Annotated in this window: 36 protein-coding genes and 2 tRNA genes; 14 read left to right on the top strand and 24 right to left on the bottom strand. The window is 46.6% G+C overall.

Translation table 11 applies throughout. The features are described from left to right. Positions 1–2: 2 nt before the first annotated feature. The 9 genes from MJ770_RS09330 (at position 3) to MJ770_RS09290 (ending at position 7,998) form a co-directional block, all read left to right on the top strand. The gene (locus MJ770_RS09330) at positions 3–626 is read left to right on the top strand and encodes an SPOR domain-containing protein (RefSeq protein WP_239253297.1); all 624 of its coding nucleotides are present in this window, start codon (positions 3–5) and stop codon (positions 624–626) included. A gap of 3 nt (positions 627–629) precedes the next feature. Then, positions 630–1,130, top strand: coding sequence for a CvpA family protein (locus MJ770_RS09325; protein WP_239253296.1), 501 nt, complete (start codon positions 630–632; stop codon positions 1,128–1,130). Positions 1,131–1,146: 16 nt separating this feature from the next. Beyond that, the gene (purF, locus tag MJ770_RS09320) at positions 1,147–2,670 is read left to right on the top strand and encodes an amidophosphoribosyltransferase (RefSeq protein ID WP_239253295.1); all 1,524 of its coding nucleotides are present in this window, start codon (positions 1,147–1,149) and stop codon (positions 2,668–2,670) included. Positions 2,671–2,832: 162 nt separating this feature from the next. Further along, complete coding sequence (gene rplM / locus MJ770_RS09315) at positions 2,833–3,270, top strand: 50S ribosomal protein L13 (RefSeq protein WP_239253294.1); 438 nt, start codon at positions 2,833–2,835, stop codon at positions 3,268–3,270. 2 nt (positions 3,271–3,272) lie between these two features. After that, a complete protein-coding gene (rpsI, locus tag MJ770_RS09310; protein WP_239253293.1) occupies positions 3,273–3,665 on the top strand; it encodes a 30S ribosomal protein S9 in 393 nt (130 codons plus the stop codon). A gap of 341 nt (positions 3,666–4,006) precedes the next feature. Beyond that, a complete protein-coding gene (argC, locus tag MJ770_RS09305; protein WP_239253292.1) occupies positions 4,007–5,035 on the top strand; it encodes an N-acetyl-gamma-glutamyl-phosphate reductase in 1,029 nt (342 codons plus the stop codon). A 326-nt stretch (positions 5,036–5,361) separates the two neighbouring features. After that, a complete protein-coding gene (locus MJ770_RS09300; protein ID WP_239253291.1) occupies positions 5,362–6,282 on the top strand; it encodes a branched-chain amino acid transaminase in 921 nt (306 codons plus the stop codon). 10 nt (positions 6,283–6,292) lie between these two features. Further along, entirely contained in the window at positions 6,293–6,490 is a 198-nt protein-coding gene (locus tag MJ770_RS09295) for a zinc-finger domain-containing protein (RefSeq protein ID WP_239253290.1), read from the top strand. 131 nt (positions 6,491–6,621) lie between these two features. Continuing rightward, positions 6,622–7,998 (top strand): phosphomannomutase/phosphoglucomutase, encoded by a 1,377-nt coding sequence (locus tag MJ770_RS09290; RefSeq protein ID WP_239253289.1) that lies wholly within the window; start codon positions 6,622–6,624, stop codon positions 7,996–7,998. An 18-nt stretch (positions 7,999–8,016) separates the two neighbouring features. Here MJ770_RS09290 and MJ770_RS09285 read toward each other — a convergent pair whose 3' ends face one another. The 6 genes from MJ770_RS09285 to MJ770_RS09260 form a co-directional block, all read right to left on the bottom strand. Further along, positions 8,017–10,839, bottom strand: a complete 2,823-nt coding sequence (locus MJ770_RS09285; protein ID WP_239253288.1) for an EAL domain-containing protein — start codon at positions 10,837–10,839, stop codon at positions 8,017–8,019. Between the two features lie 11 nt (positions 10,840–10,850). Beyond that, positions 10,851–11,312 carry a prepilin-type N-terminal cleavage/methylation domain-containing protein gene (locus tag MJ770_RS15460; RefSeq protein WP_305855790.1) on the bottom strand — a complete coding sequence of 154 codons (462 nt, stop codon included), beginning with the start codon at positions 11,310–11,312 and terminating at the stop codon, positions 10,851–10,853. A 504-nt stretch (positions 11,313–11,816) separates the two neighbouring features. Beyond that, positions 11,817–13,067 carry an NAD(P)/FAD-dependent oxidoreductase gene (locus MJ770_RS09275; protein WP_239253287.1) on the bottom strand — a complete coding sequence of 417 codons (1,251 nt, stop codon included), beginning with the start codon at positions 13,065–13,067 and terminating at the stop codon, positions 11,817–11,819. Between the two features lie 63 nt (positions 13,068–13,130). Then, positions 13,131–13,850 (bottom strand): DNA polymerase III subunit epsilon, encoded by a 720-nt coding sequence (gene dnaQ, locus MJ770_RS09270; RefSeq protein WP_239253286.1) that lies wholly within the window; start codon positions 13,848–13,850, stop codon positions 13,131–13,133. Continuing rightward, positions 13,847–14,320 (bottom strand): ribonuclease HI, encoded by a 474-nt coding sequence (rnhA, locus tag MJ770_RS09265; RefSeq protein WP_239253285.1) that lies wholly within the window; start codon positions 14,318–14,320, stop codon positions 13,847–13,849. The genes dnaQ and rnhA overlap by 4 nt, the downstream gene beginning before the upstream one ends. Continuing rightward, a complete protein-coding gene (locus MJ770_RS09260; protein ID WP_239253284.1) occupies positions 14,317–15,054 on the bottom strand; it encodes a class I SAM-dependent methyltransferase in 738 nt (245 codons plus the stop codon). Before MJ770_RS09260 ends, rnhA begins: the two co-directional genes overlap by 4 nt. 48 nt (positions 15,055–15,102) lie before the next feature. Between MJ770_RS09260 and gloB the strand changes: the two genes are divergently transcribed. After that, positions 15,103–15,867 carry a hydroxyacylglutathione hydrolase gene (gloB, locus tag MJ770_RS09255; RefSeq protein ID WP_239253283.1) on the top strand — a complete coding sequence of 255 codons (765 nt, stop codon included), beginning with the start codon at positions 15,103–15,105 and terminating at the stop codon, positions 15,865–15,867. Positions 15,868–15,919: 52 nt separating this feature from the next. After that, a tRNA-Ser gene (locus tag MJ770_RS09250) sits at positions 15,920–16,010 on the top strand. 73 nt (positions 16,011–16,083) lie between these two features. On the opposite strand, the gene MJ770_RS09245 is transcribed toward MJ770_RS09250, so the two are convergent. The 17 genes from MJ770_RS09245 to MJ770_RS09165 form a co-directional block, all read right to left on the bottom strand. After that, positions 16,084–16,296 (bottom strand): hypothetical protein, encoded by a 213-nt coding sequence (locus MJ770_RS09245; protein ID WP_239253282.1) that lies wholly within the window; start codon positions 16,294–16,296, stop codon positions 16,084–16,086. A gap of 12 nt (positions 16,297–16,308) precedes the next feature. Beyond that, positions 16,309–17,466 (bottom strand): site-specific integrase, encoded by a 1,158-nt coding sequence (locus MJ770_RS09240; protein WP_239253281.1) that lies wholly within the window; start codon positions 17,464–17,466, stop codon positions 16,309–16,311. A gap of 571 nt (positions 17,467–18,037) precedes the next feature. Next, positions 18,038–18,457, bottom strand: coding sequence for a hypothetical protein (locus MJ770_RS09235; RefSeq protein WP_239253280.1), 420 nt, complete (start codon positions 18,455–18,457; stop codon positions 18,038–18,040). A gap of 222 nt (positions 18,458–18,679) precedes the next feature. Then, complete coding sequence (locus MJ770_RS09230) at positions 18,680–18,940, bottom strand: hypothetical protein (RefSeq protein WP_239253279.1); 261 nt, start codon at positions 18,938–18,940, stop codon at positions 18,680–18,682. Continuing rightward, a complete protein-coding gene (locus MJ770_RS09225) occupies positions 18,930–19,544 on the bottom strand; it encodes a hypothetical protein (protein ID WP_239253278.1) in 615 nt (204 codons plus the stop codon). Before MJ770_RS09225 ends, MJ770_RS09230 begins: the two co-directional genes overlap by 11 nt. Then, positions 19,541–19,993 (bottom strand): hypothetical protein, encoded by a 453-nt coding sequence (locus tag MJ770_RS09220; protein ID WP_239253277.1) that lies wholly within the window; start codon positions 19,991–19,993, stop codon positions 19,541–19,543. Before MJ770_RS09220 ends, MJ770_RS09225 begins: the two co-directional genes overlap by 4 nt. Continuing rightward, a complete protein-coding gene (locus MJ770_RS09215; protein WP_239253276.1) occupies positions 19,980–20,411 on the bottom strand; it encodes a hypothetical protein in 432 nt (143 codons plus the stop codon). The genes MJ770_RS09220 and MJ770_RS09215 overlap by 14 nt, the downstream gene beginning before the upstream one ends. A 20-nt stretch (positions 20,412–20,431) precedes the next feature. After that, a complete protein-coding gene (locus MJ770_RS09210; protein WP_239253275.1) occupies positions 20,432–20,890 on the bottom strand; it encodes a hypothetical protein in 459 nt (152 codons plus the stop codon). Positions 20,891–20,899: 9 nt separating this feature from the next. After that, the gene (locus MJ770_RS09205) at positions 20,900–21,100 is read right to left on the bottom strand and encodes a hypothetical protein (protein ID WP_239253274.1); all 201 of its coding nucleotides are present in this window, start codon (positions 21,098–21,100) and stop codon (positions 20,900–20,902) included. 50 nt (positions 21,101–21,150) lie between these two features. Next, a complete protein-coding gene (locus MJ770_RS09200; protein ID WP_239253273.1) occupies positions 21,151–21,417 on the bottom strand; it encodes a hypothetical protein in 267 nt (88 codons plus the stop codon). Continuing rightward, positions 21,414–21,707: a hypothetical protein gene (locus MJ770_RS09195; protein WP_239253272.1), complete on the bottom strand. Its 294-nt coding sequence runs from the start codon at positions 21,705–21,707 to the stop codon at positions 21,414–21,416. The genes MJ770_RS09200 and MJ770_RS09195 overlap by 4 nt, the downstream gene beginning before the upstream one ends. Next, entirely contained in the window at positions 21,704–21,964 is a 261-nt protein-coding gene (locus MJ770_RS09190) for a hypothetical protein (RefSeq protein ID WP_239253271.1), read from the bottom strand. The genes MJ770_RS09195 and MJ770_RS09190 overlap by 4 nt, the downstream gene beginning before the upstream one ends. Positions 21,965–21,973: 9 nt before the next feature. Continuing rightward, entirely contained in the window at positions 21,974–22,246 is a 273-nt protein-coding gene (locus tag MJ770_RS15420) for a DNA translocase FtsK (protein WP_256448815.1), read from the bottom strand. A gap of 11 nt (positions 22,247–22,257) precedes the next feature. After that, positions 22,258–22,530 (bottom strand): hypothetical protein, encoded by a 273-nt coding sequence (locus MJ770_RS09180; protein ID WP_239253270.1) that lies wholly within the window; start codon positions 22,528–22,530, stop codon positions 22,258–22,260. Further along, positions 22,527–22,802 carry an RNA helicase domain-containing protein gene (locus tag MJ770_RS09175; protein WP_239253269.1) on the bottom strand — a complete coding sequence of 92 codons (276 nt, stop codon included), beginning with the start codon at positions 22,800–22,802 and terminating at the stop codon, positions 22,527–22,529. The genes MJ770_RS09180 and MJ770_RS09175 overlap by 4 nt, the downstream gene beginning before the upstream one ends. 197 nt (positions 22,803–22,999) lie before the next feature. Then, positions 23,000–24,286, bottom strand: a complete 1,287-nt coding sequence (locus MJ770_RS09170) for a DNA/RNA non-specific endonuclease (RefSeq protein WP_239253268.1) — start codon at positions 24,284–24,286, stop codon at positions 23,000–23,002. 206 nt (positions 24,287–24,492) lie between these two features. Continuing rightward, positions 24,493–24,945: a helix-turn-helix domain-containing protein gene (locus MJ770_RS09165; protein WP_239253267.1), complete on the bottom strand. Its 453-nt coding sequence runs from the start codon at positions 24,943–24,945 to the stop codon at positions 24,493–24,495. Between the two features lie 27 nt (positions 24,946–24,972). Here MJ770_RS09165 and MJ770_RS15685 point away from each other — a divergent pair, with 27 nt between their 5' ends. Both MJ770_RS15685 and MJ770_RS09160 read left to right on the top strand, forming a co-directional pair. After that, entirely contained in the window at positions 24,973–25,242 is a 270-nt protein-coding gene (locus tag MJ770_RS15685) for a transcriptional regulator (protein ID WP_445083145.1), read from the top strand. 8 nt (positions 25,243–25,250) lie between these two features. Beyond that, a tRNA-Met gene (locus MJ770_RS09160) sits at positions 25,251–25,323 on the top strand. 385 nt (positions 25,324–25,708) lie between these two features. Here the strand turns inward: MJ770_RS09160 and MJ770_RS09155 are convergent. Next, the gene (locus tag MJ770_RS09155) at positions 25,709–25,948 is read right to left on the bottom strand and encodes a hypothetical protein (RefSeq protein ID WP_239253266.1); all 240 of its coding nucleotides are present in this window, start codon (positions 25,946–25,948) and stop codon (positions 25,709–25,711) included. A gap of 134 nt (positions 25,949–26,082) precedes the next feature. Between MJ770_RS09155 and MJ770_RS09150 the strand changes: the two genes are divergently transcribed. After that, a complete protein-coding gene (locus tag MJ770_RS09150; RefSeq protein WP_239253265.1) occupies positions 26,083–26,598 on the top strand; it encodes a phage regulatory CII family protein in 516 nt (171 codons plus the stop codon). The last annotated feature ends 1 nt before the right edge of the window (position 26,599 follow it).

The following is a 26,599-nucleotide window of genomic DNA, read 5'->3' as shown; positions in this document are numbered from 1 at the left end:
ACATGATGGCAAAACAACTCATGGATGATGAAGTCAATCTGAAACGTCGAGCGAGACGTCGGTTGATTGGCGCGGTGGCACTTACCATCGTAATTGTAGTATTGCTGCCCATGGTGTTGGACAGCGAACCCAAGTTATCAGGGCAGGATATTGAACTGCGAATTCCAGACAAGGATAAGGTGGGTGAGTTCATGCCCAAAATGGGCATACCGTCAGCGCCTGTCTCCGATCTTGAGGATTCATCACCAGTTGCTGTTCCTGCTTCAGCAGAGCCCAGCGTACCAGATGTTAAAGAAAAAGTAGTCGCGGCACCACCGCCAGCGATTAAAAGTAAGCCTGCTCCTGTCAAGTCTGAAACTAAGCCTGTTAGTGATATTTCCAAAGAGAATAGGCAGTCCACAGCACACACCGGTTTTGTGGTGCAGGTCGGCGCATTTTCAAATGCCAACACCGCGTATCAATGGAAGAAAAAATTAAGTAAGCAAAATATGAAAGTTTACACTGAGAAAGCAGATGGCAAGACTCGTGTACGCGTTGGGCCTTATGCCTCGCGCGATGCTGCAAACAATGTGTACAACAAGCTAGTGGCGCAAGGGCTTAAACCGACGGTAAGTCCAGAGTATTAAATAATGACTTGGTTTGATTATGTTGTCATTGGGATTGCCGCATGGTCAGTGTTGCTGGGCTGGTGGCGCGGCTTTGTGTATGAAGTGCTTTCGCTACTTGGTTGGGTGATAGCGTACGTGGTGGCACGTTGGCAGGCAGATAATTTGGCAGCATTGATGCCGGCAGAGTTGGGGGTGGATGCGATTAAAGTCACTGTTGCTTTTGCTTTGTTGTTTGTGGGCACCTTGATTGTCAGTAGTATTGTGGTATGGATGTTGTCGAAATTGATTAAATCGATTGGCCTCGGATGGTTAGATGGCTTATTTGGTAGCATGTTCGGTATGTTACGGGGTACGTTATTAGTGCTGATATTAGTGCTACTGGCGGGATTAACTGATTTGCCGAAGGAGCCGTTTTGGCGTGAGGCGAAGCTGAGCAAGCCGTTGGAAAGTCTGGCACTGGCTAGCCTAGTCTGGTTGCCAGATAGCGTGGCGAGCCGTGTGCATTTTGGATTGAAAAAATAAATATTGGGGTTAAAACATGTGTGGCATTCTAGGTATTGTCGCTCAAACATCGGCCAATCAAATTTTATATGATGGCTTGCTAGTGTTGCAGCATCGCGGTCAGGATGCCGCGGGTATTGCTACTATCGAAGGCAATACCTTCCACTTGCACAAGGGTAATGGCATGGTGCGCGATGTATTTCGAACACGTAACATGCGAGCGCTGCGCGGCAATGCGGGCATAGCGCATGTCCGCTATCCTACTGCGGGTTCTGCCATCGATCATAATGAAGCTCAGCCGTTTTATGTAAATTCGCCATTCGGCATTGTGCTTGGACATAACGGAAACTTGACCAATACCGAACAATTGCAGCAAGAATTGTTTCTGGAAGACAGGCGTCATGTAAACACCAATTCCGATTCGGAAGTGCTGCTCAATGTGCTTGCACACGAGTTGCAAGCCAATTCCACAATGCGCTATCGGCTGGACATTAAAAGTATCTTTGATGCCGTATCTGGGGTGCATCGTCGCTGCCGTGGTGCTTACGCAGTGGTGGCAATGGTTGCGGGTTATGGCCTATTGGCGTTCCGCGATGCTTATGGCATTCGGCCACTGGTATTGGGTAGTCATCAAACCGAAAGTGGCACGGAATATTTGATTGCTTCGGAAAGCGTCGCGCTGGATACGTTAGGATTCAAATTTATACGCGATATTGCACCAGGTGAATCGGTGTTTATTGACTTTGATGGAAACTTTTATAGTCAGCAATGTTCAGAAAATCCTACACTTAACCCATGCATTTTTGAGTATGTTTATCTGGCACGCCCGGATTCCGTGATCAATGGAGTTTCGGTATATGAGACACGTTTGAACATGGGTGAAAACCTGGCCGACAAAATCACGCGCGAATGGCAGCAACATGATATTGATGTAGTTATTCCCATTCCGGATTCCAGCCGCCCTAGTGCCTTGCAATTGGCTAATCGTTTGGGTATTTCCTTTCGCGAAGGTTTCGTGAAAAACCGTTATATCGGACGTACCTTCATAATGCCGGGGCAGGCGATGAGGAAAAAATCGGTGCGCCAGAAACTCAATGCAATTAGCGTGGAATTCAAAGATAAAAATGTCTTGTTGGTGGATGATTCCATCGTACGTGGCACCACTAGCCGTGAAATTGTCCAAATGGCGCGTGATGCCGGTGCGCGCAAGGTGTACTTTGCCTCCGCCGCTCCTCCAGTGCGTTTTCCTAATGTGTATGGCATAGACATGCCGAGCCGCAATGAGCTGATTGCCACCGGCCGCAGTGATGAGGAAATCTGCCGTGAGATCGGAGCAGACAGGTTGGTGTATCAGGATCTTGATGATCTCAAAGCAGCAGTACGCAAAACGAATCCGGAACTTAAATACTTTGATGCTTCATGCTTTGATGGAGATTACATAACCGGAGATGTTACTTCAGAGTATCTCGATACAATTGAATCGGCGCGTGAAAAAAATAGTAAAGTAAATACGGATGATGATGCCAGTCAGCTCGATCTTGATTTAGTCATTAATCAATAATATGGAATTTTGGTAAAAATCAAAGCGGTCAAATATATTCTATAGAAATAGTACCTCTCCTTGATACTGAGCCTGAGAATTGAATTTGTTTGACAGAGGCTGGGCTTTTAGCATAAAATTCGCGCCCTTCGAAGTTCACTAATTTTTGTTTTAGGAAGTGCCATGAAAACATTTTCAGCTAAGCCCCATGAAGTCCAGCATGACTGGTATTTGGTAGATGCTGCCGACAAAATTTTAGGTCGTTTAGCCAGTCAAATTGCAGCCCGTCTACGCGGCAAACATAAGGCGATATATACACCGCACGTAGATACGGGTGACTTTATCGTCGTGGTCAATGCTGAAAAGCTGCGCGTTACCGGTAACAAGGCGCAAGACAAGTTCTATCACCGTCACACCGGTTATCCTGGTGGACTTTACACCACCAACTTTACCAAATTGCAGGAGCGTCATCCAGACCGTGTGTTGCAAAAAGCGGTCAAAGGTATGCTGCCAAAAGGTCCTTTAGGCTATGCCATGTTGCGCAAGCTTAAGATCTATGATGGTGCTGAACACCCACATTTGGCACAGCAACCTAAACCTATTGATCTATTGAAAGCTTAATTATGAGTGTGACTTACAACTATGGTACCGGTCGTCGCAAGAGCGCAATAGCTCGAGTATTCATTAAATCAGGCAAGGGCGATATCGTGGTAAACGATAAGCCAGTCGATATATTTTTTTCGAGAGAGACTGGCCGCATGATAGTGCGTCAGCCGCTAGAGCTGGTAGAAATGCTTGATAAATTCGATATTATGGTAACCGTTTGTGGCGGTGGTGAATCTGGTCAAGCTGGAGCAGTGCGTCATGGCATTACTCGAGCTCTGATAGATTATGATGCGAGTTTGAAGCCAGCGTTGAGCAAAGCCGGGCTTGTTACCCGCGATGCGCGTGAAGTTGAACGTAAAAAAGTTGGTTTGCGCAAAGCGCGTCGCCGTAAGCAATTCTCCAAGCGTTAAGCGTATTTGGAGTGTTTGGAAAAGCCGCCTTTGGGCGGTTTTTCATTTTCGAAAGCTTATTTTGAAAAATAAATAATTGGCAGATGGCTGAATATTTATAAACTGGAATAACGCACTGTTATTTTGAATGCGGGCTGCATAGGCAACGATCTATTATCATGCCTCCTCGCGGAGGCCGATTTTCAATAATTTGAAAACAGTCTGGCAGGGTTGAATTCCTTAAAGTGGTTTAACCTAATTACAAATTAAACAAGTATGGCACTGTTAGCTACCTTCACAGGATCAATGGTTACTGTAATAATATTCGACATAGATAAAGTAAAATGCAATAGGGGAAGCTAGTGATTAAAGTTGGTATTGTTGGAGGCACAGGTTATACGGGAGTTGAGTTGCTAAGACACCTGGCACAACATCCGCAAGTGGAGTTGTGTGCCATTACCTCGCGTGCTGACCAAGGAATGCCAGTCAGCCAGATGTTTCCCAGCTTGCGCGGCTATGTCGATTTATGTTTTAGCCATCCAGACGAAGTGCATCTGGACCAATGCGACTTGGTATTCTTTGCCACACCCAATGGCATTGCCATGCATCATGCACGTGCATTGCTTGACGCAGGGGTGCGAATAATAGATTTAGCGGCGGACTTTCGTATTCAAGACGTGGAGGAATGGGAAAAGTGGTATGGCATGAGCCACGCCTGCCCCGATCTTGTGTCTGAAGCAATATATGGTCTACCAGAGCGGAACCGAGAGCAAATTAAAGATGCACGGTTAGTGGCCAATCCGGGCTGTTATCCAACGGCTGTGCAGCTTGGCTTTATACCTTTACTGGAAGCGGGAATTGTGGACTGCAACAGCTTAATTGCCGATGTTAAATCCGGCGCGTCTGGCGCCGGACGCAAGGCAGAGACTAGTATCCTGTTTGCCGAAGTGGCAGATAATTTCAAAGCTTATGGTGTATCTGGGCATCGCCATTTACCAGAAATAAGTCAAGGACTCGCGCGAGCGGCACAACGGCAAGTTGATCTGACCTTTGTGCCACATCTTACCCCGATGATACGTGGTATTCATGCCACCTTGTACGCGCGCATACAAGGTGATGCCGACCTGCAGGCGCTATATGAACAGCATTACGCCAAAGAGATATTCGTGGATGTAATGCCAGCCGGTAGTCATCCGGAAACGCGTACAGTACGCGGTTCGAATTGCTGTCGTATCGCGGTACATCGGCCACAACAAGGTAATACTGTAGTTGTATTGTCAATAATTGACAATCTGGTCAAAGGTGCAGCCGGTCAAGCAGTGCAAAACATGAATATCATGTTTGGCCTGCCCGAAACAACTGCGCTGACTAGTATTCCACTGCTGCCTTAGAATGCTCAAAGATAGCCTTAGCGGGCTTAAGCGAGACAGATGCTTATCGCACCTGTTTACACGCAGAATAAAGGCTTGGGCAGCTTAGACACGAGTTTTTAGCGAGTCACGCTTCGTCTTGTGTACGTCAGTATTCGTTTGACCTTAGTGGTCTGCATATTCTCCCATTAACCGCAGATCAAGAAGTTCACAAAGTCAGGATGCCATCCGTCAAAACTGAATTTTATAATCCTTTTCTTTCATGTTTAAACAATACAATTGCTTCATAAAGTATACGGAAAACGTTAGAATCGCGGTCTTTGTAATATTCTGAAGGAATTTCAACCATGTCTATGGCTGACCGCGACGGTTTTATCTGGTATGACGGCAAACTCGTGCCTTGGCGAGATGCCACAACACACGTATTGACGCATACCCTCCACTACGGCATGGGCGTGTTTGAAGGTGTGCGTGCCTACAAGACTGATCAGGGTACGGCAATCTTCCGCCTCAAGGATCATACTGACCGCCTATTTAATTCAGCCTATATCTTCAAGATGAAGATGCCATTCGACAAAGAAACTCTGACTGAGGCGCAATGTGAAGTAGTGCGCGCCAACAATCTGGAGTCCTGTTACATTCGTCCCATAGTATTCTATGGCTCTGAAGCCATGGGTATTGCCGCCACTGCTGTGAGTGTCCATGTTGCCGTTGCGGCTTGGCCATGGGGCGCGTATCTTGGTGCAGAGGGAATGGAAAAAGGCATTCGTGTAAAAACTTCCAGTTTCACCCGCCATCACGTAAACATTAATATGTGCCGATCAAAATCAGTCGGTACCTACACCAACTCCATTCTGGCCCATCAAGAAGTAGCGCATGATGGCTATGACGAGGCGCTTTTACTGGACGTGGATGGCTATGTAGCGGAAGGGGCGGGCGAGAACATCTTTATTGTGAAAAAAGGCAAGCTGTATACACCCGACCTGACGTCCTGCCTGGAAGGCATTACGCGTGACTCCATCATTACACTGGCGGCTAGTCTTGGCATACAACTAATCGAAAAACGCATCACGCGCGATGAGGTATATTGTGCTGACGAAGCTTTCTTTACTGGAACTGCGGCAGAGGTTACACCGATCTGCGAGCTAGACAACCGCACTATTGGCAATGGATCGCGCGGGCCGATCACAACGCGCTTGCAAGCGCTGTTTTTTGATTGTGTCAGCGGAAAAAATTCGCAATATGCCGATTGGTTAGCACACGTTTAAAGGGAATTATATGAAAACCGACCACGCCAAGCTACGCTATATCGAAGTGAGCGCCGCAGATTTACCAGTTTATTGTCCCATGCCTAATACGAGCCTATGGAATGCACATCCCAGAGTAGTCATTCCAGTCGACAAAACCGGCGAAGCGCGCTGCCCCTATTGCGGCACACTATATAAGTTCAAGGGCGAGTTACCTAAAGGACATTAAAAATCCCCTCAGGTACAAAATCATGGAGTGCTTGAAGTCGACTCATCAGGATCAAACACTCCCGCTAACGCTGTTTTGCGACTTTTGAAAAAGTCATGCGTATATCCTTATCCAATTAATGGAGTAAAACCATGCAAAATATACCTGCAGAAATTTTCAAAGCCTACGATATTCGCGGCATTGTCGGTAAATCACTGACCCAGGAAATTATTGAGGTAATTGGTCACGCCATTGGCTCAGAAGCCACTGCACGCGGCCAACATACAATTGCCATTGGTCGTGACGGACGTTTGTCTGGTGTGGAATTTACCGCCGCTTTGGCGCGCGGTATTCAGAAAAGCGGCATCAATGTCATTGATGTTGGGCGCGTGGCCACGCCCATGGTGTATTTTGCAGCTTATCATCTGGATACGCATTCCGCCGTTATGATTACCGGCAGCCACAACCCCCCTGATTACAATGGACTGAAAATGGTACTGGGAGGAGAGACGCTCTCCGGTGATGCCATACAAGCGCTACGCACCCGCATTGAGCAAAATGATCTCAGCCATGGTGCGGGTGACTATTCGCAATACGATATAAGCCCCGTATACATTGCACGCATCGTTTCCGACATCAAATTAGAACGGCCCATGAATATTACGGTCGATTGCGGCAATGGTGTGGCCGGAGATTTTGCCGCCAATTTGTATCGCCAGTTGGGTTGCACAGTCACTGAAATGTTTTGTGAAGTAGATGGCAACTTCCCTAATCACCATCCTGATCCTTCACAACCGGAAAACCTGCAAGATCTGATCCAAGCACTCACCAGCAATGATAGTGAACTGGGTTTGGCCTTCGACGGCGATGGTGACCGCTTGGGCGTTGTCACCAAGGATGGCAACATCATTTTTCCAGACAGGCAATTAATGCTTTTTGCTGCCGATGTGCTGGCGCGCAATCCTGGTGCAGAAATTATTTTTGATGTTAAATCCACGCGCAAACTGTTTGGATGGATCACACAACATGGTGGTAAACCCATACTCTGGAAAACCGGCCATTCCTTCATCAAGTCAAAAATGAAAGAATGCGGCGCATTGCTGGCAGGCGAAATGAGTGGCCATATATTCTTCAAGGAACGTTGGTATGGCTTCGATGACGGACTGTATGCGGGTGCCCGATTGCTTGAATGCTTGAGCAAACAGACAGATGCAAATAGCACGCTGAATGACCTACCCAATTCAATAAATACACCGGAACTGCAAATTAAGCTAAAGGAGGGCGAGAACTACGCTCTAATCACTCAACTGCAGAAGGAAGCCAAATTCACCAATGCGCAAGACATTATCACCATAGACGGGCTGCGTGTGGAATATGCCGACGGCTTTGGCTTAATACGATCCAGCAATACAACACCAGTGGTTGTCTTACGCTTCGAAGCAGATAATGAAGAAGCGTTAACAAGAATCAAGCAAGACTTTCGCCAAGTGCTGCTGAAGGCTAATCCAAGTCTACAGCTACCATTCTGATCTGAATGATTGGATATCCTAATTCACTAAAGCACTAGATTTTTCTAAAGATATTATTGTATTCACATAGGTTGCCAGCTCGTCAGCTGGTAGTGGGCGGCTATAGAAATAGCCCTGAATCAACTCACAATTATGCTTGCGCAAGAAATCAAGTTGTGCCTGTGTTTCAACACCTTCGGCAACCACATTTTTATTAAGGGCATGAGCCATAGCAATAATAGTGGCGGCAATGGTGCCACCTTCACCATTGTGCTGGATCTTGCGCACAAATGACATATCAATCTTTAGAGTATCAAAAGGAAGTTGCTCCAGATAAGACATAGAAGAGTAACCGGTGCCAAAATCATCTATTGAGAGTAGCACACCGAGCTGTTGCAACTGGTGAAGCACACCTAGAACAACCTCAGTATCATCCATCAGTACACTTTCTGTAATTTCTAGCTCAAGACAATGTGCCTGCATATTATTGTTATGTAATACAGCTTCGACTGTTTGCAAGAAATTGGGCTGACAAAATTGTTTGACCGATACGTTAACTGCGACATACTCTAGTACGACTCCTTGATTAAGCCACGCACGAAATTGTGCACATGCATCAGCTAAAACAATTTGCCCGATTTCTGCTATTAATCCTGCATCTTCAGCAATACTAATAAAATACCCAGGTGAGACAAGACCATTTTCAGGATGATTCCAGCGCACAAGCGCTTCAACTCCGCGAGTCAGGTTGGTTTCTGGATCAACTTGTGGTTGATAATGTAGAACAAATTGTTGTTCGGAAATCGCACGTCTTAACTCTTTTTCAATGGTTGCACGCTTGATTACTTCTGCATTCATGCTTTCTTCAAAGAAGATATACTGATTTCCGCTCTTTGCTTTTGCTCGATACATCGCAATATCTGAATTGCGCATTAAGTCTGTGATATTTTCCCCATCGTATGGATAAATAGCGATACCGATACTGGCAGTTACAGTGTTGTCTTCTCGATCGATAACAAATGGTTTGGCTAATGCATTGATAACATAACTGGCCACTGAGGTAACTTGATGCTCAGATTCTATCTGATTGATTATAATTGCAAATTCATCGCCACCAAGACGGGCGACTGTATCGCTTTTCCTCACGCATTGTTGTAATCGTTTGCCCGCATCACATAATAACTTGTCGCCAACAGAGTGCCCAAGACTATCATTAATTTTTTTGAAATGATCAAGATCAATATAGAGCACAGCTAATTTTTTTTCCGTACGCTGATTTTGTGCAATTTCTTTTTGCAATTGTTCAACAAAGAGGAATCGATTTGGCAGGCCTGTTAGAAAGTCGATTCGTGCTTGTCGAATCAATAGTTCTTCTCGGTTTTTGGTAAAAAGAGCAACTGCTATCCGATCTGCATAATCCTGGATGCGTTTTATTTCGTTTGATTTCCATTGCGCCGTGACTGGGAATCCCAACGAGACAAAGCCAACCATCTGATCTTTCCAATTCAGCGGAAGCAGAAAAAAATGCCGGATAGCAGTTGTCTCTTTGGTTTCTGCTTGCTGATAGATCAGTTCATTATCAATCCATATTCCTTTGGGATTATGGATCAGCAACTGCCGAGTGCTGTCCAACAATAAATGAATCTGGGAAAGTTGCTGTTTTCCATTCTCGTCTATTTTATAGATTTGGATCTCTTGTGAAGAATGATCATTTATTACTGAGATACTGACAGAATGTGCGGATACAATTTTCTGCAAGTGAATTAAAACATCTGCGGCGATTCTTTCAATATTAAGGGTTGAAAGTATTTCCTGGTCAATTTTTGAAAGTGCTGCAAGTGTTTCGAACTGGTCTCCTAATTCTTCACTCATGGTATTGAACGATGATGCCAATTCCCCGAATTCATCGGAACTGATTACATCCACCTTGGTGGTGAAATCATGACTGCCAAGACGTCGTGTGCCTTCGATAAGTCGTTCCAGTGGAACCAGAACACGTCGGATTTGCATCATGCTAAACAATAAAATCAAAAGCACTGAAAGAATAACGCTACTCCAGAAAATAGTATTGAATTTCTTCAATGAATCGAGCGCGTCGGTTTCTGGTTGTGTTGCAACGACAAGCCAGCGGGGTGTTAAGAATTTTGGTTCGAGAAATATTTCACTATAGTTCGCAATGTATTTTTCATCATTGTTGTACCAGGTAAAATCTCCTTTGATAGCGTGTGTATGTTCTTTAATATCTTGTGGATAGATATTCGGATTAGTGCAAAATATTTTTATATAATCACCGTTGTACACACAGAGATTAAAATCAAGTAGAAAAGTATCCGAGTCTCCCCACAGAAAATCAGAAATTACTTCGGCTATCAGAATTCCGTTTTTAGGGGCCAAAGGATTTGGTGCATGCAAGATAAAAATCTTGGTTTCTGAACCATTATTTTGTGTTAGAAGCAAAGAGTTGCCATTGAACAAATGCTCTAAAGCATCAGCTTTAAGTGGCAACTTTTCGGTTTCTTTGCCAAACAGCTTGATTGTGTCATTTGTTGGAAATTGCAGCACTAAGTTATGAAATTTTCTACTTAGCCGCGTCTCAAGAGTTGTTGGTAGCTTACCTTCTGTGAAAGGTTGTGATACTTCCTTAAGCGTTTGATCCAGTAATAGCAATCTGTCGTAAATTGATGATTTGTAAATAGCACTGACAGCATCCAAGCGAGTATGGGCTTGTTTGACCAATAATTGATTAGATTCCCAGTAGGATAAAAATGCGAGAAATAATACGGGGATGAAGGCTGATAATACAAAAAAAGTCAGCATCCTGCGAGCAACTTTACTTCGGAGAAATTTTTGCTCAAGCCTCATTTTTGCTGAGTTTAATACTTGGAAGCTAAACCAATAAACCGTCCGTCACTTGCTCGGATAACATCATCTTGACTTGCTTTTGCTGTTAACGGAGAGGTGCTTTTTCCGTCTTTACCCATACTATACAAATCAAAATCTGAATTAATTGGTACTAAATTGTGGTCTTTGCGAGCTTTTCCTTTGACCCCCTTGATATTTGGGTCTGATAGATTAAGGTATTGGTAGGAATTTTTCCATGGGTCGATAATTGTATCTGCATTAATCTCAGCCAATGTAGAAGGGTAGTTGTTATTGAGGCTGGAATGGTCTTGAAGGCTTCGACTAATATTTCGAATGTCTATGATTGCCAGTGCTATTATAGTTTTTTCCACATAATCTTGGTATGCGGGTATAGCAATGGAGGCAACCACGCCAATGATTGCCGTTGTTATCATCAACTCAATTAATGTGAACCCTCGTTGGGTAAAGGACATTTCCCTATGTACCTGTAAAGAACAGTTGTAGCGAAGATATCTAATCATATCGAGAAAATGCTGATGGGCAACGGATGCAATATCTATAATTTACGTCAAAATGCTGGATATCTTAAGTAAAAAATGTAGTGATGAGGGTAATATAGTTGTATTGCAACTATCAGAAATACTTGGCAGCTTATCGAAACTTAAGGGAATCGGTTGAAAGTTTAGCTAAGTGGTGAATATTTTGATGCCTTTTGGGAAAACAGAATAACTATGACCCTGCAAAATCGTCAAATGAGGTAAGCAGGCATTTTGTCGCAAGGTGAAAGCTCTCAAAATCTTCCTTCGTGCAGCTAAATTTTCGCTACGCTTCGTTATGTCCGACAGGCTGCTAGTTTTTAATTACATTGAAAATATTGATTAAGTCGTAAGGCGTAATTAATATTGCGCCGAAAAATTCATTCGGTGCAATGCGCTATGCTTATGCACCTTACCTGCTCAATCGAAATCCACAAAAGTTCAACAATATTGCCCAGCAGCATAACCAGATGACCATGCCCACTGAAAATTGTAGCCACCCAACTGACCTGTTACATCAACTACTTCACCGATAAAATATAGGCCGTTCACGTCCTTGGCTTCCATGGTTTTAGACGATAAGGCACGGGTGTCAATTCCACCGCAGGTCACTTCTGCCTTGCTGTAGCCCAATGTGCCGCTAGGCGTAATTTGCCAATTATGCAGTTTGGCGGCAAGTGCAGTGATCTCTTTATTCGAATACTGGTTAATGGGTTTATTACCAGAAAGATTAGTGCCAGCCAGCTGGGCGCACCATATTTCAATAAACCGCTTGGGTAAATGTTGCGCAAAAAAGTTGCTTAACAGCATGCGACTGTCTCGTTGCTGTTCGAATAATTGCAGTGTGTCATGATCCGGCAGCAAATTAACGTGCAGCGGCTGGCCTGGTTCCCAATAAGAGGAAATTTGCAAGATGGCGGGGCCACTGAGGCCGCGATGGGTAAAAAGTAGATTTTCGCGAAAAACGTGTTCACCGTAACTTACCACCGCATCAACGGAAATTCCGGCGAGATCAACATAAGGCGCCCAAACATCTGGATGAAAACTCAGAGGTACCAACCCTGGCTTGAGCTTAGTCACGGGAACGTCGAATTGCTGCGCGAGCTGGTAACCGAATGGTGTTGCGCCAATCTTGGGAATAGACAGGCCACCGCTGGCAATCACCAATGACTGCGCGCGGAATGTGCCATGATTGGTATTGCAACTAAATCGTTCGGTTGGTGGATGCGTATTGCCTCTTGCTTCTGGCTCTTCTTCTGCTTGAGGAAAAGGGGAGTTGAGGCGCTCAATCTTATGCACTACGCAAGCCATAAGCCAACGTACTCCCGCTGCATCGCATTCGTTTATTAGCATCGCAATGATGGCAGTCGATCCTTCATTACAAAACAGTTGCCCGAGTTTCTTTTCGTTATAACCGATGCCTTGCTGGATAAGCCATGTGATGAAATGCTGGGGGGTGTAGCGCGCCAACGCAGAGCGACAGAAATGCGGATTGCCAGATATGTAATTTTCTGGCTTGGCGTACAAGTTGGTGAAGTTACAGCGGCCACCACCGGAGATGCGGATTTTTTCCGCCAATTTTTTTGAATGATCAAGTATCTGCACAGAGCGCCCTCTGCGAGCAGCCTCGATGGCGCACATCATGCCGGCCGCGCCGGCACCAATTATCAATACATCCACATCGACACTCATTACAACGGGCAATTAGACGATTTCAACAGCCTGTCAACTTGGCCGTGCTTCTAATATGAGATATCACGGCTGCTCCTCCAAAAGGTCCAACTGTTTCCACAAACATGCGCCCTTGCTGGCTTTATCGATGTCGTCTAATTGCTGTGCGTGTTGTGCTAACTCATCAACGCTAGCAGGCAGCACATGTAGCTTTAAACGTGATAAATCTGTGGAAACTATGATCGGCACTTCTTCCTGTTCATTGTTTCCATCATCCAATAAACTTTTCTGTCCGCGCGTCATGGACAGATAAACCTCTGCCAACAGCTCGGTATCCAATAACGCGCCATGTAAGGTGCGGTGAGAGTTGTCTATCTGGTAACGGTCACACAATGCGTTCAGATTATTTTTCTTGCCAGGATGTAAATCTTTGGCCATCTTGAGTGTGTCAATGACAGATGCACAATAGGTATTCAACACAGGTAAATTGGATAGTTCCAATTCCATATTAAGGAACCCGACATCAAACGGCGCATTGTGAATGATGAGTTCTGCACCACTGATAAACTCAAGCAGCGCCGGTGCAATCTCAGCAAATTTCGGTTCGTCCTGAAGGCGTTCTAGCGTCAAGCCATGCACTTCGGCCGCGCCCGCATCAATCTCGCGTTCTGGGTTGAGATAGCGGTGAAAACGTCGGTCAGAAACTTTGCGGTCGCATAATTCGATAGCCGCCAGCTCGATAATGCGGTGCCCTTTCTTTGGATCCAGACCGGTGGTTTCAGTATCCAACACGATTTGTCTCATCTCATGCTTTCGTTTAACAGTTGCTCAATACCGCGATTGGCCAGTTCATCCGCACGCTCGTTTCCATCATGCCCGGCATGTCCTTTAATCCACTCCCATTGCACATGGTGCTTGCCCGCCAGCTCATCCAGAGTGCGCCACAAGTCTTCATTTTTGACCGGCTTTTTATCGGCAGTCTTCCAGCCACGTTGCTTCCAGTTATGTACCCAGACGCTAATGCCCTGTTGCACATACTTTGAGTCGGTATGCAGGATTATCCGGCACGGTCGCTTTAATGCTTCCAGCGCGCGGATTGCGGCTAGCAACTCCATGCGATTATTGGTTGTATGCGCTTCGCCACCACATAACTCGCGCTCCTTGCCATCGATCTGCAATAAAGCGCCCCAGCCGCCCACGCCAGGATTTCCTTTGCAAGCCCCATCAGTATAAATTTTTACTATATCTTCACTTGCTGCCAAAAGTTTACTCATTCAGGTTCCGTTTCTGTACGCTGCGATACGCCTCTATTCAGCTTAGGCGCTGCAGGTAAAATGCCAACTAATCCTCGGTTCCATCTTGGCTTGACCAGGTTCATTCCCGGCACATGCTTAATCGCTTGCAAAAAATATATCCCGCCCCACATTGCCCACCAGCGGTCGCCTGCTGGCTCCATAAAATCAAAACGGTTAAGCCAATTTGGATTCTTGAGCGGGGGGGCGTAACAAGCAAAGCGTCCCGTTACCACTTCAAATCCCAACAGTGCCAGCCAATCCTTCAATCGCGACAAAGCTATAAAATCTCCGCACCAGGGGAAATTTGTCTGTGAACCCAATACACGCCGTGTCCCCCACAGGCTATGCGGATTGAAGCCGCTGATGATGACATTTCCCTCCGGCCTTAGCGCACGCGCAACTTCACGTAGAATTTGATGAGGATGGGCATTGAATTCCAGCACGTGCGGCAGCAGTACCAAGTCCAAGCTGCTGCATTCGAATGGCAATTCATCTGCATCCAGCCGCACTTTCACCTTGGCCTCGTTCCCAACCACTGCGCGCAGTGGCATACGACTGGCACGCAGAAAATCATGTTCGGCCAGCCCGAGCTGCAGCGCGTTGAAGCCAAAAATACCAGCTACACTATGATCAAACAATGTCTGCTCGCACCCCAGCAAGTATTTCCCAGGAGGTGTGGCGAACCATTCATTCAGCGTATTTGTGGTTGACATGCAATACTCTTTTACTTGAGTATAGCTAAATAAAAAACGGACATTTCCATGTTAAATATTATTCCCATCCCTGCATTCAATGACAATTATATTTGGATGCTGCATGACAACCAATACGCGGTGGTGGTCGATCCAGGTGATGCTGCGCCGGTGCTGGCTTATCTCAACCTGCATAAACTCCAACTCGCCGCCATTTTGTGTACTCATCATCACTACGATCACGTTGGTGGCGTTAGTAAACTTATTGAATTATACAACGTGCCTGTGTATGGGCCACGGTTAGAAAATATTCCTAGTGTCACTCATAAGCTTGGCGATGGTGATGTAATTGAAATTCCGGAATTCAATATCAAGCTGAGTGTTCTTGATATCCCCGGTCATACCCTCGGACACATCGCTTATCTGGGCGTCGGCAGCGTATTTTGCGGTGACACTCTGTTTGCTTGTGGCTGTGGCAGGTTATTTGAAGGAACGGCTGCACAATTGCTCGATTCCCTGCAACGGTTGGCAAATTTGCCCGATGAAACAAAAGTATATTGTGGACATGAATATACCGAGGCCAACATTATCTTTGCGCTAGTCTGCGAACCCGACAATGCTCGACTCAAGCAACGTCAAGCAGATGTAAAGATATTACGCGCTGCCGGTTACCCAACTTTACCATCGACGATTGTCCTGGAAAAAGCCACCAACCCTTTTCTACGCTGTGCTGAACCAAGCGTCATCGCGACTACAATGCAAATGACACAGGTAAAAGATAGCAGCGAAATCAGTATTTTTACGGCACTTCGTACGCTAAAAAATAGTTTCTGAGATTATTTTAGATTGCGACAAAGACCTTTCTGGTTTATCCTGCGCGGCCTTCGGAGAGGTGGATGAGCGGTTTAAGTCGCACGCCTGGAAAGCGTGTTTAGGGTAATATCCTAACGCGGGTTCGAATCCCGCCCTCTCCGCCAGTATCATTGGCCTGTTTTGCAAATGCTGAACAAATGCTGAACAAATGCTGAATATTTGAATCTTAGATTGAGATCAGTTCCATCCTTTTCTGCCTGGGTCGTGGATTGTTATTTCAATGCTCCGGATGGTTTTGCTTGCTGTGTCACTAATTGTAGTTATGTCCAATTCACTGATGCGTATATCGGTGACGGTAATATTGGCATCGTCCTCTAGTTTTTTTAAAATACTCTTGATTTCCCGCTTCGCATTATTGATTAGATTATTTAGTTCTTGGTTGTTGAGCATAATTTCTTATCCTTAGTTATTTGCTATTTTCCCAAAGATCGCCACCGCTTTATTCCCCGCTTCCGGCTGGGCGTCTGGCATCCATTTGCCGTAAACTTTTGCAATCATTGTCCAGTCTGTGTGCCCCATTTGTTTCGCGACCCACATGGGGTTTTCGCCTGCTGAGAGCATCATGGATGCGTAGGTGTGGCGGGTTTGGTAGGGGCGGCGGTAGCGGACGCCGCTTTTCTTCATGATGGTCACCCACATTTGTCTGATCTGCTGGTCGCCTGTCCAGCGGCGCAGGTTGAGCGGGTTTTGGAATACTTCCAGCCCTTTCAGGTAGGTGAATTCTTTCTGGGCGCGTAGTGCGTCGATTGCTGGGGGTAGTAGTTTGATGGTGCGGATCCCTGATTTTGTTTTCGGGACTTCTGGTTCGGCTGAATCTTGTGTCCAGGCCTTGTTTACCCGGCATTCGCCCACGGCGACATCGATGTCGGCCCAGTCCAGGGCGACGAGTTCGGAGGTTCGCAGGCCGGTCCATAGGGCAAATTGAATCAGGTTTTTTGCTTGCGCGCTGATTAGGGCGGCGAGGATGCGGGTTTGTTCTTCGATTGTAAACGGGTCAACGTCGCTGGCTTTTTTGATGGATTCTTTTCGTTTGTACGAGAATCCGTCGAGCGGGTTGGCAGTTATCAAGCCGTTGTCCAGGGCGGATTGGAGTGCGGATCTGAATACTGAGAGGATGTTCGCGATCCGTTTGTTGCCAGCGGTGAGGGTGCTGCACCATTGGCGGATTTCTATTTTATTAATGTCGGCCAGTTCGGTGTTGCTGAAGCTGGGCAGGATGTGGCCGCGTATGATTTTTTGATAGTCTTTCCAGGTGGAGGCTTTGAGGTGGCTTTTTTGCCAGTCTAGCCAGGTGTCGAGGTGGGATTCTGTGCTTGTTTTGGGTGTGGCGGCTGGGTTGAATAGTTTTGCCCTGGTTGAGTCCGGAAACGATACTTCATAGTCGAATGTGCCATTTTCAATGGCCAGCACTACCGAGCTGCGAAAGCGGTCGGCGCGGGTCAGGTTGGTGGGCGAGGGCTTAAGCTTGAGCCTTTCGCGACAGAGCGTGCCGCGGTAGCGGAAGTTGATCTCAATGCTGGTTTTTGATGCCACTCTGACACCAGTGAGTTTTCGACCCATTGGTTATAGCCTTCCACGTCAATTAATACGCGGCCATCCGGGGCGCGCTTCCATACGCCACCCTCTGGCCATTTGCTTTCTTTTATTTTGCATCGGATTGCGGCTGCAGTATAGCCGCTCTCTTTGGCAAATTGCTCGATTGTTTTGTATTTGATCATTTGAGGCTTTTTAGGGCGCGCCGTAACTCTTGTGCGCACTCGTAACATTCCGCTGCGATGCTTTCAATTCGCCTCGCTTCGATTTGGAGGTTTTCATGTTTGGCGGCGATATAATAATTTCGGGAGCGTTGCTCCCATAAATCGCAAAGGGCTTTCAGCTTTTTTAGATCCATGTTAATTTCAGCTGAAGCGCTAACGCCTCGGAGTCGCCCGGCGCGCTTTCTATCCCGAGGCTTTCAGATTTTCCCCAGCAGCGCGCTCTGCCATTCGCTAGCCGCGCAAACCCCGCCGATATTATTTCGCCACCGCATTTTTCAAGTATTAGCTCCCCCATGTTTCTATGCCATAAAGCATCTGTCTTAGCCCATAGGACGAAACCGATTGCGCTGTGTCTTATATATTTAAGTTCCATTTTAAGTCCTCGTTAATAGTGCTTTCGCTGCCTTGGCCTTCTCGCGCCATTCCCTGTTTTTCTGGGTGTTGTAAGCAGTTTTGTTTTTTTCGTGAGCCAATAGTGCCGCGATGCAGCGGCGTGATTGGGCGCTTTTGAATTCGCTGACGGGATGCTTTTTTTTGCAGCTCATGCACCAGCGTTTTTTAACGGCTTCTTTGGCCAGCACGGATAGTCTGTATTTTTCCAGGCGCAGCGCTCGGATGCATTGATTGCAGCGGCGGCTGCCGTTAATGAAGGCGCTGAGGGGTTTTGGTACCAGGCATATTTTGCATTCGCGGGCTTCCTCGACTTTTTTGATGGATGGATTAAATTTGTTTTCGCTGGCGAGTATCTTTTGCGCCGGGTTGAGCGTGTCAAAATGGTGTTTGCTGTTGGTCAAGTGGCCTCCCAGCCAGTAGACATCGTATGTGTGGCCTGCTTTGGTGAGTCGGCAGCTGAATATAATGCCGCTATCGAGTAAGGCTTTAATCGCGGCAATCACATCGGTTTTTTTGCCAAGGGAAAAAAGCGTCGTGTCCAATACGGGGTCATGGCTGCTGGATTTGGCCAGGGCGGATTTTATTTTGTCTGTTGATAATGAGGTCATTTTGTAACGCCTGATTTATTTTAGTCGGTGGGTGATGGTATTGGCGGTTGGTAGCTGTGCCGTCGCGTCGCGGCGCGCTTTTTCATCAAGAAATCTGACTTCGCTGCCGCCCTGTACTTTCAGATATTCAACTTCGACCTTGGCCAGGTTAATGGCGGTTTGCACGACGCCAGCGACGGCTTTGGCGCGGTCGATATCCATTGGTGCTTCTTTGTTTTTAAGTTGCGCAAGCGTGTCGAAAATCGCGCTGTAAAGTGCGTCTGCGTTATTTGCCATTTGTTTTTCTCCTGAGTACACCTAAAAGTTGAATGGTTTTTTTGAGTTCTTCTGGAAGTCGTTGAACGCTGTTCTCGTCCATCATTGTCGCTTTGTTGGATATTTCCAGATTGTCGATTGTTGGTGGGCCCGGTTTATTCCTGTCTTTAAAACGTAATACTTCTGGATGCACAGGTGGCGGATTGCCTGCTTGTTCCCAGATAATATGATGGGTTAACCGCCATTCATTTGGTTCGCCCACTTTGGTAAAGTGGTACCCGTCTTTGCGAATCTTGGTCGATCCGACGGGATGGTGGTTGTGTGGGCGGTTGCCGTGCTTGAAGCGGGATTCGTGGTTGTTCGGGTTCAAGCCTTTTTTGCCCTTGTTCCATGTCTGGTGGCCTTTTTTAAAGCGGTGTTTAATGCCTGCTTCGCCGCCTGTGATGCGTGATGATTGATCGCTAGCGTAGAATTCGGCGGTTTTATGCAGGTTTAATTCGGATGCTTTGGAATATATTGAGTCGATTGTCCGGCCGATTATCGGCACGAGCAGCGCCGTTTTTTTGTGCGGGTAGTGCTTTTTTAGCGCACGCAGTTGTTTGGGTGTCCAGGGTTCGCCTCTCATGAGTAGCGCCTGATGTGTTCCATCAGCTCCTTGTTAGAGTTGATTATGCAAGCACCTTTTACGATAATACTGCCGCCGATTGCGGTGCACCCACACACATTCATGTCTTCGCATATTTGTGCGGTTCCCTTGGCGACGACGTTATGCCAAAGTGCGGCGTTGTCGCATAGCACGGCCTGATCGCGTAGTTGTGCGTGGTCCATCAGCCATGCGTTGTGGCTGACTCTTGAGCCGTGCACGGCTTTGGCGTAGTAAGTTATCCAGCAGTTGCTCGTATGCGAGAGGTTGTATTCTGATTGCACTAGCCCGCCGAAGTCTCCGGCGTTAACGGAGCCGAAATCGATCACCGCCTGGATGCGAAATAGCGGCTGACCTTCAAAGGCGACGTCGCTGGGGGTAAGAATGTATTTTTTGTTGGCCATGCCTATTCCAGGTTTAGTCTTCGCCATCACCTAACAGCAGCTGCTTAATTTTACCTTCCGGTTTCCAGTACCTTGGACCTTTTAAGAACTTGCCGTTTTCGTCATAGATTGGGCGGCCGTCTTCGCCTAACTTACTTTCGTTGCTATCCATGATGATATTGATCACGTGCTCAAGTGGTATCCCGTATTTCATGGCTTCGGATCGAGCGTATACTGTGATATCTCCAAGCCAATCCGCTATAAGTGTTAGTGCGTCAATGTTTTGGACGCCATCTTCTATGTTAATTATTATCTCGTTTACTTCATGGATTTCGTCTAGTAAAGTTTTTTTAAATTTAGATAGTCTTTCTACGGAGTTTTCAGGTAGTGTCGGTAAGGTATGGCATGGCAATGCATACATCCTGTTCATGTTATGGATACGATCTGCAAATGTTTTGGTGGTCATGATTTTCCTTTTTAATTGATTTATAAATGCTGCCCGTTATCAACCCGGCGATGCACCTCTGCCAGTGCTGTAATAATTTGGGCGCGGCCAGCTTCTTTCAGTTGTTCGTTGTGGAATTTAAATGCGCAGTCGAGGGCGAAGGCGTGAATGCCTAGCGTCCATACCCCGCTTTGCTGAGCGTGCGCTTTAATGCGTAGCAAGGCGTCTTGCCCTTGCTGGATTACCGCCAACCCTTGCGGCCGCACGCCGTTTTCGGCCAGCACCATGGCCACGTTGATCGAGCACGCGAGCGTGCCCCACAGTTGCTGTGTTCCGTGCCCGGTGGCCATGCCGCGCAGCGCACCCAGATAAGCCAAGCCAAGGTCGCGCAGCTGGGTTTCGTCCAGCGGGGCCATGGTGCATTGATTGAGCAGGGCGAGGCCGCCGTTGTGGCTGGCTGGGCGGTGCTTGCGGGGTTTTTTGGGGCGGGGTTTTTTCATGTCAGGCTTTTAGTGTTCTTCTAGTGTTATCGTGTATTTCGCGCCTCCGCAATGAGGCTGCGAAGTCTTGTTTTTAATAAATGCGGCGCGCAGCGCTTTTTCTTCGTCCGTTTTTACTTTATGGATCCATGAGTCGTATCCAGAAAGAAAAATCCATGCCTCGGTCACCAAAATTGTAGCGACTAAAATGCAAATCCCTAATGTTCCCATGCGTGTTGCTCCTGTGTGGTGTGCATCTTGCAAAACTTTTTCTCAGCTTATTATGGAACTCGTTTTTTACGCACACCCACCAAATACGGATGCGCACACATCGCGGCATAGATACCAACCGGCCCGCCCAAAATAAATGCCGCCGATTCGATAAAGCTGGCGTCCGGCGCGAGTTTGAATAGCACCAGCTGGCTGCTACCGATAAAAAAACTGGTAAAAATCGCCGCGATGCGGTGGCCGTTGTTGACGTTGAGGCTTTGCAACCCCAGCGCCATGACGAGCACAAAGGTGCTTGAAAAAAGCGCCAGCGCGGTCATGCTTTTCTCCGCTGACAAGGTGTCTGTTTGCTGTTGTGCTGCATTTTTCTTTGTGGATCGGCGATGCGGTTATGCTCGGCAATGATCGCGGCCATGTGCTTGTATTTGGTATTATAGGATTCGATCAACGCATTGGCTGTTGCGATAACCTTGGCGGAATGCTCGACTGATTGTTTGCACAGCTTTTGCCATTCAATAAATTTTTTAGCAATCCAGCAGGTCGTTACCAGGTAAGCCGCAATCAGCGCGGCCAAAATGGTGAATATGGTTGAGATGTCGACCGTGCTCATGATTCCATCCACCATTTAAGCGCCGCCCAGGCGAACATAAAGACAAAGCCGATGCTGCCAGCGGCCGGCACTAGCCACGATTTAATAAACCAGCGAATTTTCCAGGTGTGGTTTCGGGTGCTGTTGCTGGCGATGGCGCGCCGCAGGCTTTCTGCATTGTGCGCGGCGTGCGCCAGCAGGCGGTTGGCCAGGCGTACAATTATGGGTGGCCGGTTAAACAGGCGGCGGTCTGATCTGATGGGTAGAAATGTGGCCATGGTTTTCTCCTATTTATTTGCTGTTTCAAAGCTGGCTTGAATTACTTTACGGGTGCCATTTTTTTGTAACGGCGTGACAACACCTGCAAGCTCAAGGCTCTCCAATAGACGTGCTGCGCGGTTGTAACCAATAAACATCTTGCGTTGCAAGGAAGATATGGACGGGTTTCCCCCGTTTTTCAAAAAATCCACCGCTTCACGATAAAAGTTGTCAACCTCCGGTATGTGCTTTTGTGCAGCGGTGCGTAAGGTGTCTAATGGTGGGTTCGGAATGCTGCTCATGGTTTTCTCCTTTATAGTTTGCTGCCGGGTTGAATGTGTCTGTTTAAAAACGTTACAGCGTCTGCGTGGGTTTGCACTAATGTTGAGTATTGCTTGCTTTGCTCGGCCTCTAAATCGTTCACCACGTTGAGCGCGTTCAGCGCAGATTCGGTGTTGCCGCCGCCTTTAAGCGTGGAGTACAAAACTTCCAGCTGATACAGGCGGGTGGTTTTGGTCGCAACCAGCTTGTCCCATGCTTGCTGGCTGGCCTGAAACAGGTCGTGGCAGTCTTCGTGGGTAATCATTGGTTGCGGGTGGCTTGATGTTCAAGCGCTTCGGTGAGGGTTTGCAGGGCTTGCGGTGTGTCTACCATAAGCGCTGGCATATTTAAATTTGGGTTTGACCCGTGGCCTTTTATAAAAAGGTCGTAGTTGCTGATTGCTAAAACGTTACAGGGTAATTCTTTAACGCCATCCCACTCATGCACAACAGACGTGCAGCCAAGTGCAATGGCGATGCGGTTCGCGGCGATGCTTTTGCCAATTCCTTGCGGGCCGATTAGTAGAATTTGTTTCATTTGGTTTGGTGTGGTTGGTTGTGGTGAGGCTATAGTAGTGATACTTCTATTCATTGTCAACAGTAACGCTTCTATTAGTTTATTGATACATACTCCTCTAGATTAATTGGCAATAAAAAAACCCGCCGAGGCGGGTTGGGGGAGTGGCTCTGGTGATGTGTAAAGCGTTGCTATATAAAATAGCTTCTTTTTATGGGCTATCTATCGGCTACAGACCGGGATGGTTTTTTAAGGTTGATCAGTAATGATTTGCTAACTAAGTTTAATTTTTTGCATTTCATTCCGTCGCCGAGCCCATATACCAAATTAATTACAATCTCGTTTTTTGAAATTGATTCAGCTTTTATTTTGACGGTAGATATATTAGAAAAAGATTCACTGTCTTTAACTCTCCATAAAGTAACTAGCGGGTCACCAGCATGAATTTTTTCCGCCAAATTGCCACCTTCTTTATTGCTTAGTCGTATGAATGGCATCCCATATTTTGCGGTTAGCATGGATTCCAATTTTGAAAATTTTGTTAAGAATATATTTTTATCGTCATCTGTTCTCAATGGCCCAGTCATGCCGGCTACGTTACACAAGCCTTCTTCCGGTAGGATACTTAAAACGTATTCTTCAAAATCAGGATAAGGTGTTGGCACTGTGGTTGCGTGGTACCAGCCACTGTTAGTATCGTTCTGCTTCAAGTCCATTAATTTGTTGAGTTCATCAATTTTTTGTCCCATCTTAAGGCCAAATGGCCCTGCGTTGCGGTCAGCATCATAATAAATATCAACATGCTTGATAGTATTATTTTCATGTGTTGTGCTGATTGATTGTATGTCTTCGGTATGAGCTAGGTAGTGTTTACTTATAGGTAACCCCGGTATAAATTCAATTCCAGTGCGGCGCACAAGCTCCTCATAAGTGATAGGCTTCCCGACGCGTGCTTGGTTGGTATTGTCAAGCCAATGGGCCCATGATCGATTGGTTATTGGGTCGTATACCAGTTTAAATAAATGATTTGGAATCCACACCTTATTCATGCCAATTGTTTGTGGGTTTGGCCCGAACACTGGGCCAGAGATAACAAAAACATCTCCTTTGGCCCGCATAATATATTTCCGTGTTGCCCTTTCGATGCCTGCCCACGATTTGCGGTTATTGACAGAGTATTGTGGCACGATATTGGCCAGCGAAAAGCTTTGATCCATCGATTCTTCTGTTGCCATATTGGCCGCTGGTGCCATGTGGCCTCGATCCATCCCGGACTGGTGATAATCTTCAAGAGTGGCTCGTTCTGATTGTGGTAGCCGTGCGTCTGCAAAAAATCGGTTTGATCTGGGTATTTTTTCTTCTACGATCCCTTTGTTGAGTCGTTGCGCGACATATATTGGAGTACGACTTTTCCCTGAATGCAAAATAGCAAATTCGCTGTAACATAATGCTCGAGGTTTCAGGTTTTGATCTGGAATTACTGGGATTTCGTTATTAGCGAACATCTGCTTGCATTGCGAAAAATCGTCATTAGCTGCAAAGCCGATGGAAGCAGCCGCTAGCAGGATTATTGCGGAAAGGTAGGTTATAAATATGGTTGGCATATGGATTTTTTAAGGTTGTTTGTCTATTATTATTCTATCCGAAATGAAATAAATTTCGGCTGTATGCCCAGGTTTTAATGTTGATTGATGGCGTGATTGATTGTGTGTTAACGCGTATCTGTCCGCCCAGCTATTTTTTTCTGTGTGTTAGACGTTGAATCTACATTCAGAAGGTAGTTCCGCACAATACCGCAGATTTCTATTCTAGTTATTTCAGATGTGTTTTCCATCAGTTGTACTACGGTGCGAATAATCTCGTTTTTATGCGGAGGTGGTTTTGATGGAGGTGTGATTTTGTTAAAGCCTTCTTCCAAAATATTAAAACGTTTTATTTCGGCAATATGAACTTTAAATAGATTTGCAAACTTGAATGTTACCTCTAATCCAAAAGGCAGTTCGCCGCGCAGGTATTGTCCAAATGCGCTTTGCGTCATTCCGATATCAGAAGCGCTTTTTTCCTGAGTAGCTGATTTATTAAGTTGCTTATATTCAGCCCATAATTCAGAAAGGCGTTTAGCCGCCGCCTTATCCTCGTTGCTTGGTTCTTTCTTTGTTTTCATATTAGAAGGGATACTCATATTTACTTTATGCAAGGTCAAGAAGTAATGCTGTTGACAATCCATAGAAGTGATACTACTATCTATGCCATGAAGCTAAATGAATATTTAATCACCACTTCACAGGCGAAGCTCGGAAGTCTTCTTAATGTATCCCAATCGGTGGTAAGTCAATGGGTTCGTGGTGAAACGCGAATAACCGCTGAGCGGGCGATACAGATTGAAAAAGTAACGAAAGGGCAGGTCTCACGGGAAGAGTTGCGGCCTGATTTATACGAACGAAATATGCCAGTCATATGAACATTTTTCGCGGGGTAGAGCAGTTGGCAGCTCGTCGGGCTCATAACCCGAAGGTCGCTGGTTCGAGTCCAGCCCCCGCAACCGTGCAGGCTCACCCCTCCTGCTCCGTGCATCACCACGTGCGGAACATTCGCCGCCCGCTTGTATAGGGGCGGCATTTTTTTGGGGTGTCAGTTTTTCCATGTGTACAGAATAACTAAAAGCGTTTTTTTGAAAAACGTAAATAAAAGGAGTTTTTAAACATGAATTCTGAATTTAATGAAGGGAAAGAGCAGGCATATCCGCATGTAAATGATGGGCCGAAGCGAGCATTTATTCCTGTGATTTTGCGTGGGGTAACAGCTAATCCCGCTAGTCTGGTCGATGCGATGGGGATTGGCTTTAATTGTGAGGATGGGCGGGTTATTCGGTTGTTGATTACGACTGAAACTGCGGCGATGGTCGCCGATTGTCTAAGCTCAACCTGTCAACGCTTTGTTGAGTTCACTAATTCCCACTCTGACAGGTCGTCCGGCAGTCCGAGTGTTGACGTATCGACCCCCGAAGAATGAGACCAGGTATAGCCACCAACGAGGTCGTCCAGCGCTTGCTCTGGTATTGGATACGCCCCCAGAAATTCATCTGTGATAACGGCATGCCACTGTCCATTTTGAAACAGGATGCGTGCGACGCCTATAGCGGTTGGATGTCGCCAATATTTGTTCATGGGTATTCCTTTCGTGATAGTTGGTTGTGTGGAAACGCCATGCTATCACGGTTGCGGATACCCTCTTTTTGCCAGTGCCGCGCTGCGTGTGGCCGCTTTGTATTTTAAAAACACAGCTAAGGGAGGTCGTAGATATGACGTGTGCGCTGAATAAATTAAACCCGCTGGATGTTCTGAAATTATCGTGTAGCCATTATCCCGGTGGGGTAGAGGCGTTGGCCGCACGTCTGGGGATGAGTGCAGCGGTGCTGCGCAATAAGCTTTCTGGGGGGGTGTCTACCCATCATTTGAACTATCCCGAGCAGGTGTCGGGCATCTTGGATTGCTTAAAAGAGGCGCACGTGCCGGATTGGGACGCCCCGGCGCATGCCTTTGCTTATCGGCATGGGTTTATGTTGGTAAAGATTCCCGATGCGAGCAGCACGGTTACCAGCGATGAGCTGGCGTTGTTGATCTGCAAGATGATGAGCGAGGTGGGTGATATAGCGCGGGTGATCGCGCAGTCGCTGGCGGATGATCAGCAGGTGAGCTCGGCTGAGTTTAATAAGATCGACGTTGAGGTTAAAGAGGCATTAACGGCGATCGCGTTGTTGCGCGAAAAAATGCACGAGATTCATAACGATGGTGTGCACCGCGGTTTGGTGCATTGAT

The organism is Candidatus Nitrotoga sp. M5, assembly GCF_927904885.1.
Taxonomy (GTDB): Bacteria; Pseudomonadota; Gammaproteobacteria; order Burkholderiales; family Gallionellaceae; genus Nitrotoga.
The sequence above is the reverse complement of the archived record's forward strand: the minus strand, read 5'-3'. Positions and strand labels throughout refer to the sequence as shown.

Excerpts from the sequence above, each read along its gene's own strand:
- purF (WP_239253295.1), top strand. The coding sequence starts at position 1,147 with ATGTGTGGCATTCTAGGTATTGTCGCTCAAACATCGGCCAATCAAATT.
- rnhA (WP_239253285.1), bottom strand. The coding sequence starts at position 14,320 with ATGAGTAAACTTTTGGCAGCAAGTGAAGATATAGTAAAAATTTATACT.
- MJ770_RS09200 (WP_239253273.1), bottom strand. The coding sequence starts at position 21,417 with ATGACCGCGCTGGCGCTTTTTTCAAGCACCTTTGTGCTCGTCATGGCG.
- MJ770_RS15420 (WP_256448815.1), bottom strand. The coding sequence starts at position 22,246 with ATGAGCAGCATTCCGAACCCACCATTAGACACCTTACGCACCGCTGCA.
- MJ770_RS09325 (WP_239253296.1), top strand. The coding sequence starts at position 630 with ATGACTTGGTTTGATTATGTTGTCATTGGGATTGCCGCATGGTCAGTG.
- rpsI (WP_239253293.1), top strand. The coding sequence starts at position 3,273 with ATGAGTGTGACTTACAACTATGGTACCGGTCGTCGCAAGAGCGCAATA.
- MJ770_RS09300 (WP_239253291.1), top strand. The coding sequence starts at position 5,362 with ATGTCTATGGCTGACCGCGACGGTTTTATCTGGTATGACGGCAAACTC.
- MJ770_RS09195 (WP_239253272.1), bottom strand. The coding sequence starts at position 21,707 with ATGAGCACGGTCGACATCTCAACCATATTCACCATTTTGGCCGCGCTG.
- MJ770_RS09205 (WP_239253274.1), bottom strand. The coding sequence starts at position 21,100 with ATGGGAACATTAGGGATTTGCATTTTAGTCGCTACAATTTTGGTGACC.
- MJ770_RS09330 (WP_239253297.1), top strand. The coding sequence starts at position 3 with ATGATGGCAAAACAACTCATGGATGATGAAGTCAATCTGAAACGTCGA.
- MJ770_RS09170 (WP_239253268.1), bottom strand. The coding sequence starts at position 24,286 with ATGTTCGCTAATAACGAAATCCCAGTAATTCCAGATCAAAACCTGAAA.
- MJ770_RS09215 (WP_239253276.1), bottom strand. The coding sequence starts at position 20,411 with ATGACCACCAAAACATTTGCAGATCGTATCCATAACATGAACAGGATG.
- MJ770_RS09290 (WP_239253289.1), top strand. The coding sequence starts at position 6,622 with ATGCAAAATATACCTGCAGAAATTTTCAAAGCCTACGATATTCGCGGC.
- gloB (WP_239253283.1), top strand. The coding sequence starts at position 15,103 with ATGTTAAATATTATTCCCATCCCTGCATTCAATGACAATTATATTTGG.
- MJ770_RS09155 (WP_239253266.1), bottom strand. The coding sequence starts at position 25,948 with ATGAACAAATATTGGCGACATCCAACCGCTATAGGCGTCGCACGCATC.
- MJ770_RS09220 (WP_239253277.1), bottom strand. The coding sequence starts at position 19,993 with ATGGCGAAGACTAAACCTGGAATAGGCATGGCCAACAAAAAATACATT.
- MJ770_RS09295 (WP_239253290.1), top strand. The coding sequence starts at position 6,293 with ATGAAAACCGACCACGCCAAGCTACGCTATATCGAAGTGAGCGCCGCA.
- MJ770_RS09225 (WP_239253278.1), bottom strand. The coding sequence starts at position 19,544 with ATGAGAGGCGAACCCTGGACACCCAAACAACTGCGTGCGCTAAAAAAG.
- MJ770_RS09240 (WP_239253281.1), bottom strand. The coding sequence starts at position 17,466 with ATGGGTCGAAAACTCACTGGTGTCAGAGTGGCATCAAAAACCAGCATT.
- MJ770_RS15685 (WP_445083145.1), top strand. The coding sequence starts at position 24,973 with ATGCAAGGTCAAGAAGTAATGCTGTTGACAATCCATAGAAGTGATACT.
- MJ770_RS15460 (WP_305855790.1), bottom strand. The coding sequence starts at position 11,312 with ATGTCCTTTACCCAACGAGGGTTCACATTAATTGAGTTGATGATAACA.
- MJ770_RS09230 (WP_239253279.1), bottom strand. The coding sequence starts at position 18,940 with ATGGCAAATAACGCAGACGCACTTTACAGCGCGATTTTCGACACGCTT.
- MJ770_RS09165 (WP_239253267.1), bottom strand. The coding sequence starts at position 24,945 with ATGAAAACAAAGAAAGAACCAAGCAACGAGGATAAGGCGGCGGCTAAA.
- MJ770_RS09285 (WP_239253288.1), bottom strand. The coding sequence starts at position 10,839 with ATGAGGCTTGAGCAAAAATTTCTCCGAAGTAAAGTTGCTCGCAGGATG.
- MJ770_RS09275 (WP_239253287.1), bottom strand. The coding sequence starts at position 13,067 with ATGAGTGTCGATGTGGATGTATTGATAATTGGTGCCGGCGCGGCCGGC.
- MJ770_RS09260 (WP_239253284.1), bottom strand. The coding sequence starts at position 15,054 with ATGTCAACCACAAATACGCTGAATGAATGGTTCGCCACACCTCCTGGG.
- MJ770_RS09175 (WP_239253269.1), bottom strand. The coding sequence starts at position 22,802 with ATGAAACAAATTCTACTAATCGGCCCGCAAGGAATTGGCAAAAGCATC.
- MJ770_RS09150 (WP_239253265.1), top strand. The coding sequence starts at position 26,083 with ATGACGTGTGCGCTGAATAAATTAAACCCGCTGGATGTTCTGAAATTA.
- MJ770_RS09180 (WP_239253270.1), bottom strand. The coding sequence starts at position 22,530 with ATGATTACCCACGAAGACTGCCACGACCTGTTTCAGGCCAGCCAGCAA.
- MJ770_RS09245 (WP_239253282.1), bottom strand. The coding sequence starts at position 16,296 with ATGCTCAACAACCAAGAACTAAATAATCTAATCAATAATGCGAAGCGG.
- rplM (WP_239253294.1), top strand. The coding sequence starts at position 2,833 with ATGAAAACATTTTCAGCTAAGCCCCATGAAGTCCAGCATGACTGGTAT.
- MJ770_RS09210 (WP_239253275.1), bottom strand. The coding sequence starts at position 20,890 with ATGAAAAAACCCCGCCCCAAAAAACCCCGCAAGCACCGCCCAGCCAGC.
- dnaQ (WP_239253286.1), bottom strand. The coding sequence starts at position 13,850 with ATGAGACAAATCGTGTTGGATACTGAAACCACCGGTCTGGATCCAAAG.
- MJ770_RS09190 (WP_239253271.1), bottom strand. The coding sequence starts at position 21,964 with ATGGCCACATTTCTACCCATCAGATCAGACCGCCGCCTGTTTAACCGG.